Source organism: Microbispora sp. H11081 (genome assembly GCF_012999535.1).
Classification (GTDB): Bacteria; Actinomycetota; Actinomycetes; order Streptosporangiales; family Streptosporangiaceae; genus Microbispora.
This window is the reverse complement of sequence record NZ_JABBWV010000011.1, coordinates 107,700-121,994: the sequence shown is the minus strand read 5'-3', so window position 1 is coordinate 121,994 and position 14,295 is coordinate 107,700. Positions and strand designations below refer to the sequence as shown.

Annotated in this window: 14 protein-coding genes; 5 read left to right on the top strand and 9 right to left on the bottom strand. The window is 69.4% G+C overall.

Going from position 1 to position 14,295, the window contains the following annotated elements:
• Window positions 1-141 precede the first annotated feature (141 nt).
• The 6 genes from HHX31_RS24745 to HHX31_RS24720 all read right to left on the bottom strand — a co-directional run bounded on the left by HHX31_RS24745 (window position 142) and on the right by HHX31_RS24720 (window position 5,963).
• Window positions 142-1,086, bottom strand: a complete 945-nt coding sequence (locus tag HHX31_RS24745; RefSeq protein ID WP_169950749.1) for a hypothetical protein — start codon at window positions 1,084-1,086, stop codon at window positions 142-144.
• 70 nt (window positions 1,087-1,156) lie between these two features.
• Complete coding sequence (locus HHX31_RS24740; RefSeq protein WP_169950748.1) at window positions 1,157-1,726, bottom strand: carboxymuconolactone decarboxylase family protein; 570 nt, start codon at window positions 1,724-1,726, stop codon at window positions 1,157-1,159.
• Between the two features lie 285 nt (window positions 1,727-2,011).
• Window positions 2,012-2,650: a pyridoxamine 5'-phosphate oxidase family protein gene (locus HHX31_RS24735; protein WP_169950747.1), complete on the bottom strand. Its 639-nt coding sequence runs from the start codon at window positions 2,648-2,650 to the stop codon at window positions 2,012-2,014.
• 511 nt (window positions 2,651-3,161) lie between these two features.
• The gene (locus HHX31_RS24730) at window positions 3,162-3,614 is read right to left on the bottom strand and encodes a carboxymuconolactone decarboxylase family protein (RefSeq protein WP_169950746.1); all 453 of its coding nucleotides are present in this window, start codon (window positions 3,612-3,614) and stop codon (window positions 3,162-3,164) included.
• An 11-nt stretch (window positions 3,615-3,625) separates the two neighbouring features.
• Window positions 3,626-4,531: an RNA polymerase sigma factor SigJ gene (gene sigJ / locus HHX31_RS24725; protein ID WP_311932222.1), complete on the bottom strand. Its 906-nt coding sequence runs from the start codon at window positions 4,529-4,531 to the stop codon at window positions 3,626-3,628.
• Between the two features lie 22 nt (window positions 4,532-4,553).
• Window positions 4,554-5,963, bottom strand: a complete 1,410-nt coding sequence (locus HHX31_RS24720) for an MFS transporter (RefSeq protein ID WP_169950744.1) — start codon at window positions 5,961-5,963, stop codon at window positions 4,554-4,556.
• A gap of 163 nt (window positions 5,964-6,126) precedes the next feature.
• Here HHX31_RS24720 and HHX31_RS24715 point away from each other — a divergent pair, with 163 nt between their 5' ends.
• The 3 genes from HHX31_RS24715 (at window position 6,127) to HHX31_RS24705 (ending at window position 8,440) form a co-directional block, all read left to right on the top strand.
• A complete protein-coding gene (locus HHX31_RS24715; RefSeq protein ID WP_169950743.1) occupies window positions 6,127-6,621 on the top strand; it encodes a helix-turn-helix domain-containing protein in 495 nt (164 codons plus the stop codon).
• Between the two features lie 136 nt (window positions 6,622-6,757).
• On the top strand, window positions 6,758-7,849 hold the full coding sequence (locus HHX31_RS24710; RefSeq protein ID WP_169950742.1) for a glycosyl hydrolase 53 family protein: 1,092 nt from the start codon (window positions 6,758-6,760) through the stop codon (window positions 7,847-7,849).
• A 276-nt stretch (window positions 7,850-8,125) separates the two neighbouring features.
• Window positions 8,126-8,440 (top strand): hypothetical protein, encoded by a 315-nt coding sequence (locus HHX31_RS24705; RefSeq protein ID WP_169950669.1) that lies wholly within the window; start codon window positions 8,126-8,128, stop codon window positions 8,438-8,440.
• A 495-nt stretch (window positions 8,441-8,935) separates the two neighbouring features.
• Here the strand turns inward: HHX31_RS24705 and HHX31_RS24700 are convergent, their stop codons facing one another.
• The 3 genes from HHX31_RS24700 to HHX31_RS24690 all read right to left on the bottom strand — a co-directional run bounded on the left by HHX31_RS24700 (window position 8,936) and on the right by HHX31_RS24690 (window position 10,454).
• Window positions 8,936-9,196 (bottom strand): hypothetical protein, encoded by a 261-nt coding sequence (locus HHX31_RS24700; protein ID WP_311932221.1) that lies wholly within the window; start codon window positions 9,194-9,196, stop codon window positions 8,936-8,938.
• A gap of 54 nt (window positions 9,197-9,250) precedes the next feature.
• Window positions 9,251-10,126 carry a hypothetical protein gene (locus tag HHX31_RS24695; RefSeq protein WP_169950741.1) on the bottom strand — a complete coding sequence of 292 codons (876 nt, stop codon included), beginning with the start codon at window positions 10,124-10,126 and terminating at the stop codon, window positions 9,251-9,253.
• Between the two features lie 91 nt (window positions 10,127-10,217).
• Window positions 10,218-10,454 carry a hypothetical protein gene (locus HHX31_RS24690; RefSeq protein WP_169950668.1) on the bottom strand — a complete coding sequence of 79 codons (237 nt, stop codon included), beginning with the start codon at window positions 10,452-10,454 and terminating at the stop codon, window positions 10,218-10,220.
• 158 nt (window positions 10,455-10,612) lie between these two features.
• Here HHX31_RS24690 and HHX31_RS24685 point away from each other — a divergent pair, with 158 nt between their 5' ends.
• Both HHX31_RS24685 and HHX31_RS24680 read left to right on the top strand, forming a co-directional pair.
• A complete protein-coding gene (locus HHX31_RS24685; RefSeq protein WP_169950740.1) occupies window positions 10,613-12,895 on the top strand; it encodes a TIM-barrel domain-containing protein in 2,283 nt (760 codons plus the stop codon).
• 23 nt (window positions 12,896-12,918) lie between these two features.
• Window positions 12,919-14,232 carry an ABC transporter substrate-binding protein gene (locus HHX31_RS24680; RefSeq protein ID WP_169950739.1) on the top strand — a complete coding sequence of 438 codons (1,314 nt, stop codon included), beginning with the start codon at window positions 12,919-12,921 and terminating at the stop codon, window positions 14,230-14,232.
• Window positions 14,233-14,295 lie beyond the last annotated feature (63 nt).

The following is a 14,295-nucleotide window of genomic DNA, read 5'->3' as shown; positions in this document are numbered from 1 at the left end:
GCTCCGCTCCCGAAGTGACGGATGTGACAACGGAGCCCGCCGGGGCGGACGCGTTCCGCGCCTTATCGCCGTACGCGCCGCGCCGGGGGCCGGCGACCCGGGTGAAGGGGTCGCCGGCCGCGGGCGGCACACGCCGTGCCGTCACCAGGAGACCGTGGGGAACCATCCGTACCCGAACATCGCGGGCAGCCGCACGTCCCAGTAGAGGAACGTGAAGGCGCCGACGACGAGGAAGGTCACGGCGGTGATCGTGGCGATCCGCGCGGGCGACGCCGTGAGCCAGCGGGTGAAACCGCCTCTCGTCGCGTAGAGGAGCACCACGAAGAGCACGGCCATGATGGTGATGTTGCCGAGGGACTGCAGGACGAAGACGGCGGCGCCGTAGAACGGGTTGTGCGTCGCCGCGGCGTACTCGAAGAGCTTGTGGAACAGCGGGAACGGGCGGCCGATGAGGAACCCGCCGATCAGCCCGCCGATGACGACGAGCCGGACGTTCGGGAACCGGCCGGACAGGCGGGCGAACGGATCGGGCACGAGGCGCAGGGCCGCCAGGCCGAGATATACGAAGGCCAGGCCGATCAGCCCGAAGACCACGGACGCCTGGATCAGCCGGACCGGCAGGCCCGAGGCCGTCTGCGCGGTGGACAACTGGGGGAGCCGGTCGCCGAGCAGCGCCCCGACCGCGCCGTACACCGCGGAGACGACGACCATGCCGAGGGCGAGCTTGCCGAGCGGGCGTAGCGCGGCCCTGAGCGGGTTGCTCTCCGCGTCAGGAGAGTCGGCCATCGGGGCCATCGCGCCGAACACGGCGATGTTGCAGGCCGTGAACGTCCCGGCCAGGCCCGAGACGAACGCGAAGACGGTGCCGGCGGCGAGACCGCCGATCGCGGTCCCCTTCGCGTCGTAGCCGAGCAGCGTGTTCGCGACGTTGTCGCCGATCACGCTGTCCACGAAGTGGAACGACCAGACGACGGCGATGAGCGCGCCGGCCAGCACGCTGAGGACGATGATCAGGCCGCGGCGCCGGGGCGTGTCGTCGGAGTGCGAGAGTGAGGGGGAGGTGGAAAGCGGCAGGGTTCGAGCCATGAGACACCTTTCTCCGGACGATGACGAGGACGTGGCGGGGGAGGTGCGATCGGGAGCCGCGTCAACCAGGTCAGGACCGTCCGGTGGCGGCCTGCATCTCGGCGAAGAGCGCGAGGTAGCCGTGGGAGACGATCCGTTCGGCCCGCGCGGCGTAGGACTCGGGGTCGTCGGGCGCGAACGTGGCCAGGCCGTCGACGTACCGGTTGAACATGCAGAAGGCCGCGGCGATGAGCACGGTGTCGTGGATCTCCATGTCGGTCGCGTCCTCGGCGCGTGCCGCGGTGATCTGCTCCTCGCTCACCTCTCTGCCGCCGCGCTGTACGGAGGCCGCGATCCGCAGCAGGGCCCTCATCTTGGGCGTGATGGGCGCGGAGTCGAGGTCGGCGCGCACCTGGTCGACCAGCGTCATCCCCTCGGGCAACTGGGCGGCGGCGTAGGCGGCGTGCGACGAGTAGCAGTAACGGCACTCGTTGAGCGAAGAGACGTACGCCGCGATGAGTTCGCGCTCACCCCGGGACAGCGTGTTGTCGCCGCGCAGCAGCACTTCGGCGAGCGCGTTGAGCGGATGTGCGGTCTCGGGGCGGAAGGCGAACAGGCCGCGGATCCCCGGTGCGTCGGATCCGAGGGCGATATGGGGCATGGACGCTCCCTTGCTGATCGGGAAAGGGGGACGTGTTTCTTCCATGCAGCGTCCGTGAAGAAGATCGTCCGGTCAACCTCTGTCTTGCTCGCTCTGGAGAACCTCCAGCGCCCCGTCGGCGTCGATCGCCTCGGCCACGCCCGCGGCCGTCTCGCTCCCGCCTCGGCCGGCCCTCATGGTGACCGCCCGGGCACTCGCCGGGCCGGGTCGTCGTTCAGCCCGTGATCAGTCGTGACGCCGCGGCCCGCCTGAGGACGCGGCCTCGGCGAACCCGGGGAACGCCGGTCAGAGGCTCGCGCCGGCGCGGGCCAGGATGTGCGGCGGGACGGGGTGGGCTGCGGCCAGCGGGTCGGTCACGGGGGCCTGCCATGAAGGGGTGAGCGGCAGGACGCCCGCCCACACGTCGTGCGGGTCGTCCGCGTCGTCCGGGTGGCCCTCGCGCACCTTGACCGACGCCTCGGCGAGCGGGACAGCGAGGATCGTCGTCGCGGCCAGTTCCTTGCGGTTCGGCCGCCTGGCGTGGTCCCACTGGCCGGGGGCGACGTGCTCGGTGAGGCAGCGCAGGGCGTCGAATTTCTCGTCGCCCTCCAGCGCGCGCGGGACGCCGTAGATCATCGCGCTGCGGTAGTTGACGCCGTGCTCGAAGACCGAGCGGGCCAGCACGAGGCCGTCGACATGGGTGATCGTCACGCAGACCGTCGTGTCCCGGGTGAGGCTGTGGCTGGCGACGGAGCCGTGTACGTACAGATGGTCGTCGTCGAAGCCGTACACCGTCGGCACCACCATGGGGTCGCCGTCCACGACGACGCCGAGGTGGCAGACGAACCCGGCCCTGAGCACCTCGAACAGCGCCTGCCGGTCGGTGCGGCCCTGCTCCCGAAGGCGACGGTGCCGGGTCCGCTCCGTCGCGGACAGATCGCTCATGGGGTGACATCCAACCAGAAAGCAGACCCGCCCGGCAGGGATGCCGGGCGGGTCTCTAAATCGCTGAGTACGGACCGGATCAGGCTGCCGACGTCGGCCCGGACGTCCTCGGGAACCGGATGACGTTACCGCCCGTGTAAGCGCGGAGATCGACGATCTTCCTGTCCCCTCTGTCCCTCCTGGGCCTGCGGCGCAGCGCCGACCTGATGTCCCTGACCTTGGCGAGTGACGGCACCACCGTGACCATGTTCGTTCCCCCCTGACCGTGATGGTTCCGTGACCTTGTCGCTATAGATACCGGAGACTAGGTAAAACGGGCGTAAAGCCTCAGTCGTCACACGAGTCTCAGTAGGGGAGCGGCCGGCCTGAAGGGGTGCGCAGGTCGAGACCGGCGGGGCGGCGGACACGGAGCGGCTTGCGGATCCTCGTGCGTCTCATGGCCTCCTCCTTCCGTGACGTTGGCAGACTATTTCGCCCCGCCTCCCGGCGTCTCGCGATTTTCCGGGACGGATCAGGAGATCGTGCCGGGGACCTTACGGCTGACCACGGCGATCCTGTTCCAGGCGTTGATCTGCGCGATGGCCATGACCAGCGCGGCCAGCCGTTCCTCGGAGTAGTGCTCGGCCGCCTCCGCCCAGACCTCGTCCGGCACCGGGTCGGACCGGTCGGCCAGGCGGGTCGCGGCCTCGGTCAGCGCGAGCGCGGCCCGCTCCGCGCCGGTGTAGTACGGCGCCTCCCGCCAGGCGGCCACCGACCACAGCCGCTCGTCGCTCTCCCCGGCCTTCTTCGCGTCCCGGCTGTGCATGTCGAGGCAGAAGGCGCAGCCGTTGATCTGGCTGGCCCGGATCTTCACCAGCTCCAGGGTGGAGTGCGGCACCCCGCACTCGCGCAGGTAGCGCTCCACGCCGCTCATCGCCCGGTACGCCTCGGGGGCCAGGGCCGGCACGTCGATCCTCGCGGTCATCTCTGAGCTCCTCATCTCGCCACCCGCGTCACGCGGGCGAGCTTCCTCGGGTTGAGGACCATGTCGACGGCGGTGACCCGGCCGTCGGCGACGGTGAGGCCGATCACCGTCACCAACCGGCCGTCCCGGTAGCGCAGCAGCCCCGGCCAGCCGTTCACGGTGGCGGGGACCATCGCATGCCCTGGCCTGCGGACGCCGAGCAGCAGCCTGGCGACCTTGGCGGCGCCGATGACCGGCCGCCGGGCCGAGGTCACGATGCCGCCGCCGTCGCTGCGCAGGACGACGTCCGGGTCGAGCAGCGCGAGCAGCGCGTCGATGTCGTCGCCGAGGCAGGCGCGGGCGAAGGCGTCCACCACCCGCCGGTGCTCCGCGGGATCCACGTCGAACCGGGGCGCGCGGGACGCGACGTGCGCCCGCGCCCGCGCGGCGAGTTGCCTGCAGGCCGCAGGGCTGCGCCCGACCGCCGCGCCCACCTCGGCGAACGTCAGGCCGAACACGTCGTGCAGCACGAAGGCGGTCCGCTCGGCCGGGCTGAGCGACTCCAGCACGACGAGCATGGCCATGCTCATCGACTCGTCCAGGGTCACCCGCTCGGCGGGGTCGGGCCCGGCCAGGTCCGGCCCGGTCAGGACGGGCTCGGGCAGCCACGGCCCCACGTACTCCTCCCTGCGATGCCGGGCGGAGCGCAGCACGTCGAGAGTGAGCCGGGAGACCGTGACCACCAGCCAGCCGGTCACGTCCCTGATCTCGTCGCCCGTCGCCGCCGTGGCGGCGCGCAGCCGCAGCCAGGCGTCCTGCACCACGTCCTCGGCCTCGTCCAGGCTGCCGAGCAGGCCGTACGCGACGCCGAGCAGCCGGGGCCGCAGCGCCTGGAACTCGGCGTCCAGGCCGGTCACCGCGTTGTCATGGTCGTTCACATCCTGAGGACGAGACACGCCTTCAGTGTGTGACATCCCGCTGCGGCGGCCGCGCTCGCGGGGCGTCCTGAGCCGGTGCCGGGGAACCTCCGGGGGCGCGGAGGCCGAACGCGACGACGACCGCGCCGAGCACCGCCGCCACCAGCGGGACGACCAGCGCGGACCGCAGCGCGTCCGGTCCCGGCCCGGCCGCGACGCTGACGGCGGTGACGGCCGACAGCCCGAGCGCGGTGCCGAACTGCATCGCCGTGTAGAGCAGGCCGCCCGCCAGGCCGTGCTCCTCCTCGTCGACGCCCTCCGTCGCGGCCATGGTCAGCGGGCCGTACGCCAGAGAGAAGGACAGACCGAGCAGGAGCAACGCCGGGAGCATGGCGGTGTAGGTCCAGTCCATTCCCACGGGAAGGAAGAGCGCGTACGCGACCGCCGCGAGGACGATGCCGCCGAACAGCACCCGTGTGTTGCCGAAGCGGTTCACCAGGCGCGGCGTCAGCGTCGGCGCGAGCACCGTGTCGATGCCGATCACCAGCATGGCCAGGCCGGTCTGCATCGTGTTCCAGCCACGCCACTCCTGTAGATACAGGGTGATCAGGAACTGGAACCCCGCGAACGCGAACAGGAACAGCAACGCCGCCGCGTTCACCCGCACCAGCGGCGCGGTGCGCAGGATGCCCAGGCGCATCAGGGGTGATGACGACCGCCGCTCGATCGCGGCGAACACCCCCAGCAGCACCAGCCCCGCTGCGATCGCGCCGGCGGTCAGGCCGGGGCCGTCGCCGGGGTGCTCCAACCGGACCACCCCGTACGCCAGCAGCAACATGGCCCCCGTGACGGCGAACGCCCCGGCCAGGTCGAAGCCGCCCGAGGGGCGCGCGCCGCCCGTGTCACGGAGGAGGATCAGCGCGGCCGCCAGGATCAGCGCGGACAGGATGACCGGCGCGAAGAACACCCACCGCCAGCCGAACGCGGTGAGCACGCCACCGGCGACCAGGCCGAGCGAGAACCCGCCCGCCGCCGTGCCCGCGTACACGCCGAGCGCCTTGGTGCGCACCGGTCCTTCGGGGAAGTTGGAGGTGACCAGCGCCAACCCGGCGGGCGCCATGAACGCGGACGCGACCCCCGTGACGAACCGTGCGGCCAGCAGCATCCAGCCCTGCGTGGCGAACCCGCCGAGACCGGAGAAGACCAGGAAGACGGCCAGCCACAGCAGGAACATCCGCCGGTGGCCCAGCAGATCGGCGGCGCGGCCGCCGAGCAGCATGAAGCCGCCGTAGCCGAGCACGTAGGCACTGACCACGCCGCTCAGCATCCCGGTGGACAGGCCAAGGTCGGCCCGGATCGACGGCAGCGCCACGTTTAGCATCGCCACGTCGATCCCCTCCAGGAAGATCGCGCCGCACAACACCAGCAGCACGCCCCATGCGCGTCCCGTCATGCGGGCGGTCATAGGGGCCGGTTGCCGGGCGGCGATTCCGCCCACGGAATTGGACATCGGAGTCCGGCTCCATCTCGTCGGGGAACCGGTCCCGGAGCGGTTCCCCGAGTGCCTGCCGGTTCCTTCTTGTAACCGACTGCATCGTCAGGCACTATCGGTGACCATGGAAGACGGCACCTCCGAGTCCCTCGGTTACTGCGCGAATACCGGCGTCGACGACGACGTCCTCCAATGGGATCAGCGCGCGAACTGCGAGGTACGGCAGATCCTCGACCGCATCGCCGACAAGTGGTCGCTTCTGGTCATCGCGCTGCTCGACAAGCGGAGCCTGCGTTTTACCGAGCTGCGCCGCGCGATCGACGGGATCAGCCAGCGGATGCTGGCCCGCACGCTGCGGCACCTGGAACGCGACGGGCTGGTCAGCCGGACGGTGCACCCGACGGTCCCCCCGCGCGTGGACTACGCGCTGACGCCGATGGGCGCGACTCTGCACACCACCATCCGTGCGCTGGTGGACTGGACCGAGGAGCACCAGAACGCCATAGCCGCGGCCCGCGCCGCCTACGACCGACGTGTGGCCGCCGAGCAGGAGGCCGCCGAGCGCGAAGAGGCCGAACGCCTGGCCGTCGCCCGCGCGGTCCTGCCTATCAGGGGCTGACCGCTGGTACGGGGTGCCCGCGCTGGGGGAGTACGGCCGCCGCCGAGTATCGAGACTCCCCTCGCCGTGGCGGCCTGACCTCGTCACAGTGGGGGTTCGGGGGTTTCCGTCCATTCCTCTCCTGACCGGAGGACCCATGAAGAGAATCCTGGCGGCGCTGGTGCTGTGCGCCGCCGCGGTGGTGAACGCCGGCCAACCGGCGCACGCCGCCAACACCCTGACCATGCTCGGAGCCGACGTCTCCTCGGTGCAGCGCTCCCTCGACCTGGGCGCGAGGTACTACGACGCGAGCGGCGCCCAGCGGGACCCGCTGGACATCCTCAAGGGCGTCGGCGTCAACTACGTCCGCCTGCGGATCTGGAACAACCCGGCCAGCGGCTACAACAACAAGGCGAAGGTCCTGCAGTACGCCAGGACGGTGAAGGCCAAGGGCCTGAAGCTGCTGATCGACTTCCACTACTCGGACACCTGGGCGGACCCCGGCAAGCAGTACAAGCCGGCCGCCTGGGCGAGCCACGGCATTGGCCAACTGCAGAGCGACGTCTACAACTACACCTACGACGTGTGCTCCAGCCTCAAGGCGCAGGGCACCACACCCGACAGCGTGCAGATCGGGAACGAGATCAACGTCGGCATGCTGTGGAACGACGGCAAGGTCGTCAACAACGACTTCACGGACCTGAGCCTGCTGCTCAAGGCCGGCTACAACGCGACCAAGGCGTGCAACTCCGGCACTCAGGTGATCATTCACACCGCGAACGCCGACAACATCGAGCACGCCCGCTGGTTCTACGACGGCATCCGGGCCAAGGGCGTCCCCTGGGACATCACCGGGCTGTCGTACTACTGCATGTGGCACGGCACGCTGTCCAACCTGTCCACCGTGATCTCGGACATGCGGTCCCGCTACGGCAAGCCGGTCGTCATCGCCGAGACGGCCTACCCGTTCACCGCCGACAACGCGGACTGGCAGGGCAACACGGTCACGTCGGGCTGCCCGGGGTACGGCCTCACCTGGCAGGGGCAGGGCGCCCAGTTCGCGGCGGTGCAGAGCACGGCCCGCAACGCGGGCGCCGTCGGCGTCTTCTACTGGGAGCCGACGTGGTACGCCGTGCCCGGCAACGGATGGGACCCGGCGAACATCAACGGCACCGGCAACGGCTGGGACAACATGGCCGTCTTCAACTGGACCGGCCACATCAACCCGAACGTCAGGTGGACCCCATGACCACCTGACATCGAGCGGGCCGCCTCGCGTGACTTCTCCGGGGCGGCCCGCTCCGGCCGGATCTCCCCGAACCTCGCCACCCCGCTGGCCGTTGCTCACGTCACCTGGTACGCACCGACCGTCATCCGCGAGCCGACAAGGGGACGCAGCCCGGCATTTACTGGTGGGTTTGGGCGTCGCAGGGCCTCATGATCCGGAAAGACCGAAATGTCAGATATATCAGGGCCGCTGTTGCTACGCTCCGAAGATCATCAGTTGAGGCACGGAGAACCGACCATGGGCCAGCCCCCTTACCCGCCCAATCAGCCGTACGGGCATCCTCAGCAGCCCTACCAGCCGCAGCCCCCCTACCAGGGGCAGCCTTATCAGCCGCAGCCCTCCTATCAGGGGCAGCCCCCCTACCAGCCGCAGCAGCCGCCGATGCCGCGCAAGAGCGTCACCAAGCACCGCGGGTTGTCCGCGAAATCGCACACGTTCCACCTGCTCGCAACGATCTTCACGTGCGGGCTGTGGGGACTGTTCGTGTGGCTCCCGCTGTGGGTCTTCCGGCTGTTCGTCCGCCGCAAGCAGGTCACCAAGCACTACTACTGACGCGCCGGTGCCGCCGGGAGCGATGGGCTGCGGCGTGACCATCGCCCGGGCGGTGGCGTGGAAGAGGCGGTCTTTATCCACCGTGCCTCCGACGCCATTTCCGACGCTGTCTTGGACGACGTCAGGCACGGGCGAGTCGCAAGTCAGCTCCTCCGCCCGTCACAGCGTGGTGTGGCGGAGCAGCCACTCCGGCAGCATCTCCACGGGCTCTCGTCGAGGACGTAGCGGGCCGGTAGTGCGGCCCGCTACAGGATCGATGACGAGTCCGGGCAATGCCGCGTCGGCTGAGTGTCGCCCGAGCCACCGCGCTCACTCCGTCACCGCGTTGGCAGGGTCGGTCACCGGGCTGGCCGGGTCGGTCACTGCGTTGGCCGAGCCGGTCACTGCGCCGGAAGGAAGCTCCGGTCCTCGCGAAGCCCGCTTCGCTGGGCCCTCGCTGCGGTCCTCGCTCCCTTCCGCTCCGCTCCCTTACCTCCGCTGGATGCCGCCCCCTGATCAGGCGAACAGTTCGTCGGCCGAGGTGACGATGGCGGCCTTGCGGACCCAGGCGTCCAGTTGGTTCGGGTCCTCGCATCGCTGGATGCGCTCGCGGGCATCGTCGGAGATATCCAGGCCTCGCGCGTCCAGCACCAAAAAGATCGCCTTGATCTCGCCTTCCGTGCGGCCCTGGTCCTTCCAGTGGGAGAAGTACTTCTCACCGAGGTATTCGAAGTCCTGAATGGTGGTCACCATCTCCTCCAGACGCTTGATCGGCACTTCTGGTGAGCTGTGCACATGGTCCAGATGTGCCGTGGCCCGGTGCCGACCTGATCAGGCGAACAGTTCGTCGGCCGAGGTGACGATGGCGGCCTTGCGGACCCAGGCGTCCAGTTGGTTCGGGTCCTTGCATCGCTGGATGCGTTCGCGGGCATCGTCGGAGATCTCCAGGCCTCGCGCGTCCAGCACCGAGAAGATCGCCTTGATCTCGCCCTTCGCTTCCCCTATTGCTTCCCCTTTGGCGAGCCAGTGGGAGAAGTACTTCTCACCGAGGTATTCGAAGTCCTGAATGGTGGTCACCATCTCCTCCAGACGCTTGACCATCACAGCGGGTAGCGAGCTGATCACGTAGTTCAAATATACTCTGGCCCGATCCTGATCCAGGGTCGTCAGCCCCGCGAGCATCGCCTCCAGCACCTGCTCGTCGTCGGCCTCCTCCGGATGCGCCACGGCCGAGAGCACCGCGAGTTCCGGGCTGGCACGGGCCTGGTCAGGGTCGGTGATCAGAGGTATCCGGCCGGGGTCGATCGCCAGCGGCGTGATGACGCCGCTCGGGCCCAGGTGGATCGTCCTCTCGCACCATCGGGCCGTCGACCGGTCGGGGCAGATGACCAGCAGCGCGATGTCGCACTTGTGCTGAGACCGCAACGTCGTGACGTAGACCGGCCAGCTGAACCGCTTGCCGGCGTCCCTGCCCTGCTGGACCTCCACGATCACGGCCATCATCGCGGTTCCGGTCTCGTCTCGTACGACCACCACCGAGTCGGCGCGGAACTCGATCGGTGCGGGCTGGGTGCTGTCGGCCGACTCCACGCGCGCGGCGGCGAAGGGCGGCAGCTCGATCCTCTTCACGCAGCGCAGCAGCTCCAGCGCGGTCTCCGGCCGGTTGCGGATGAGTTCGAGTGGCATCTCGTGATCAATACCGGGCATGACCCAGAGATTACTCAGCGCGGTTGACCGATTACGTAAAGTCGAGAAATTGGCGGTGTTTGGCGGGGTTGATTCGCGCGGCCGGCGTAACTCAGGACTCGGGGACGGCTTCCCATTCGCGGCAGGGGCTGAGCGCGTGGTGCCGGTAGACGACGCCGACCACGGGGCGGGACCAGCCGGGTGCGATGGTGTCGCCGTCCGCGCGTGCGACCGGCTCGCCGAGGTCGGCGGTGGTGACGGGCTCGCCGCCCGGACCGCAGACGCACCGGGGGCTGCCCTCGTGGCCGATCACGTCGTCGAGCGGCATCACGTGCACGAACCTGTCCATGTCACCTACCTTGACCTGGGATTGCGGTCACGTTACCCCAAGCAGACACAAATAGGAATGATTTGGACAAATCAGGAACCACCTCGGACCATTGACCTTTGTTGGGATGGACGGCAAACTAACTCCACAATCGCCGGACGAGTCGATGGAGTGCCGCGATGCCGTACCGTCCCCCACTGATCGCGCGCGAGTTCTTCGTGGCGGATCCTCCCGAGCTTCCCGTGCGCGAGCCGGGCGAGGAGGGCCTGTCGGCGCTGACCAGCGCGGAGGTGGTGGCCTCCGACGGCGGAGGGGTGACGCTCAAGGGCTCCACCTCGGCCGAGGAGACGCTCGTCGTACGGATCACGGCCGCGGGCGAGGGGGTGATCCGGGTACGCCTGTCGGAGGACGCGGAGGCGCGCACCCGGTCCGCCCGCGCGATCTCCATGGTCACCCCCGGCGTGTACGGCGAGGCCGTGGTGGAGGCGAGCCACAGCCGCGTGGTGGTCGACGCGGGATCACTGCGGGCCGAGGTGCGGCTGAACCCGTGGAATTTGCGCTTCACGGACCGGGCCGGCCGGACGCTGGTTGAGCAGGACCCGGGCCATCCCGACATCAGCGGCCGGCTGCGCACGCTGCCGTTCGGCCGCTCCGCCGTCGACGGCGCTCCCGTCGCCTACCACGAGACGTTCGCGGCCCCCGCAGACGAGGCGTTCTGCGGCTTCGGCGAGTCGTTCACCCCGCTCGACAAGCGTGGCCAGCGGCCGTTGATGTGGAACTTCGACGCCTTCGGCGCGGAGTCGCAGCGCGCGTACAAGAACGTGCCCTTCTACCTGTCCAGCAGGGGGTACGGCATCTGCGTCGACAGCGGGACGCCGGTCGAGTTCGACGTGTGCCAGTCCACGCACAGCGCCGTGCAGATCGTCGTGCCGGACGACCTCATCGACTACTACGTCATCGCGGGGCCGGCCCCGGCGGACGTCCTGGACCGGTTCGACCGGCTGACCTGCCGGCCGCAACTGCCGCCGAAGTGGGCGTTCGGCACCTGGATCTCCTCCGGCTTCTTCCGGGACAGCCAGGAGCGCGTGCTGGGACGCGCCAGGAAGATCAGGGAGCGCGGCATCCCCTGCGACGTGCTCCACCTCGACTGCTACTGGCAGGCGGACGGGCACTGGTCCGACCTCCAGTGGGACCCGGAGGCGTTCCCCGACCCGGTCGGCATGCTCGCCGCCCTCAGGGACCAGGGCTTCAGGGTCTGTCTGTGGATGAACTCCTACATCTCGCACCTCAGCCCGGCCTTCGCCGAGGCGTCCGAAAGGGGGTACTTCCTCAGGACGCGGAGCGGCGAGACGTACGTCGCCGACACCTGGCACGGCTCATACCCGGCCTGCGGCATCGTCGACTTCACCAACCCGGAGGCGGTTGAGTGGTTCAAGGGACTGCTGCGCGACCGCCTGCGCGAGGGCGTGGCGGCGTTCAAGACCGACTTCGCCGAGGGCGTCCCCGCGGACGCCGTGGCCTTCAACGGCATGACCGGCACCGAGTTGCACAACGTCTACACGCTGCTGTTCAACGACATCGTCGCGGACGTGACCCGCGAGGTGAACGGGCACGGCCTGGTCTGGGCCCGCTCGTCCTACCTCGGCGGTCAGCGCCACTCGGCCCAGTGGAGCGGCGACGTCGACACCACCTACGCCGCGATGGGCAGCACGATCAGGGGCGGGCTGTCGCACGGCCTGTCCGGCATCCCGTTCTGGAGCCACGACGCGGGCGGCTTCACCGGCACCCCCAGCCCTGACCTCTACATCCGCTGGTCGCAGTTCGCCGCGCTGTCCCCGCTCGTGCGGTTCCACGGCACGACCACCCGGGAGCCGTGGGAGTTCCCCCCGCACGCGGAGCGGGCCGCCGTCGAGGCCCTGCGGCTGCGATACCGGCTCATGCCGTACATCTACTCGGCGGCCGTCACCGCGGCCGAGACCGGCGCGCCGATGCTGCGCGCGCTGTGCGTCGACCACCCGGGCGACCCGGTGGCCTGGCAGGCGGACCTGCAGTATCTTCTCGGCACCGACCTGCTCGTCGCCCCGATGACCGCCGCCGACGGCACCAGGAAGGTCTACCTGCCCTCGGGGGTGTGGGTCGACTACTGGACCGGTGAGGAGGTCGACGGCGGCCGATACGTCACGGTGTCGCCGCCACTCGACCGCATCCCCCTGTTCGCGCGGCACGGCTCGCTGATCCCGGTGACCGAGGCGGGCGACACGGTCGCCGACGATCCCCGGGTCTCGCTGCTCGTCTTCGGTGTGCCGGAGCGCGAGAGCCGTACGACGATCAGGGACATGGACGGGGACACGATGGTCACGGCGGTGCGGGACGGCGAGCGGCTGGTCGTCACCGTGGAGGGCCCCAAGCAGATCGACGGCGTCGAGTTCGTGGGCCCCGGCGCCCCGGTCGTCATCAACTAGACAGAACCCCCTGGAGAAGGACCATGTTCAGAGCAGGCAGGAGCGCGGCGGTGGCGGCACTGGCCGCGGCCGCGCTGGCGCTCGGCGCGTGCGGTGGATCGTCCGACGGTTCGGGCGACGGCGGCGGCTCCGCGGAGGGCAGGACCCTCACCCTCTGGCACTACGAGACCGGCAACAGCGCCATGGGCACCGCCTGGGCCCAGGCGATCAAGGATTTCGAGGCGAGCCACCCAGGCGTCACGGTGAAGTTCGAGGAGAAGGGCTTCGAGCAGATCCAGAAGACGGCGTCCATGGTCCTCAACTCCGACGAGGCGCCCGACATCATGGAGTACAACAAGGGCAACGCGACGGCCGGTCAGCTGTCCAAGCAGGGCCTGCTCACCGACCTGTCGGAGGAGGCCGTCAAGCGCGGCTGGGACAAGCTGCTCAGCCCGTCGCTGCAGACCACCGCCCGATACGACGAGCGGGGCATCATGGGCTCCGGCAAGTGGTTCGGTGTGCCGAATTACGGCGAGTACGTGATGGTCTACTACAACAAGGACATGTTCGAGAAGGCGGGCGTCAAGGTGCCCACCACCTTCGACGAGTTCACCGCCGCGCTCGACGCGTTCGCGAAGAAGGGCACCACGCCGATCGCGACGGCGGGCGCGGAGTACCCCGCCCAGCAGCTGTTCTACCTGCTCGCGCTGAACAAGGCCGAGCGCGCCTGGATCGACTCGTTCGAGCTCTACAAGGGCAAGGTCGACTTCCACGGCCCCGAGTTCACCTACGCGGCGCAGACCTTCTCCGACTGGGTGAAGAAGGGGTACGTCGGCAAGGACTCGGCCGGCATGAAGGCCGAGGACATGGGCGTGGCGTTCATCGGCGGCAAGTACCCGATCATGGTGTCGGGCAGTTGGTGGTTCGGCCGCCTGCGGGAGGAGATCAAGGACTTCGAGTGGGGCTCGTTCCTGTGGCCGGGCCGGTTCGCTCCTGGATCGAGCGGCAACATCTGGGTCGTGCCGGAGAAGTCCGGCAACAAGGACCTCGCCTACGACTTCATCGACATCACGATGAAGAAGGAGATCCAGAACCTGCTCGGCAACTCGGGCGGCGTCCCGGTCGCGGCCGACCCCGCAGCGATCACCGACGAGCGGAACAAGGAGCTGATCGAGAACTTCAACCGGCTCTCGACGCAGGACGGTCTGGCCTTCTACCCTGACTGGCCGGCCCCCGGCTACTACGACGTGCTCGTCGCCGGCGTGCAGGAACTGATCAACGGCAGCAAGAAGCCCGAGGAAGTCCTGGACGAGATCGCCCAGCCGTACGACGACAACCTGGCCGACATCGCCGAATGACCCCCGACCCCGGCGGCGGGGCCGTCTGAGCGGCCTCCGCCGCCGGGACCCCCTTTTCGAAAG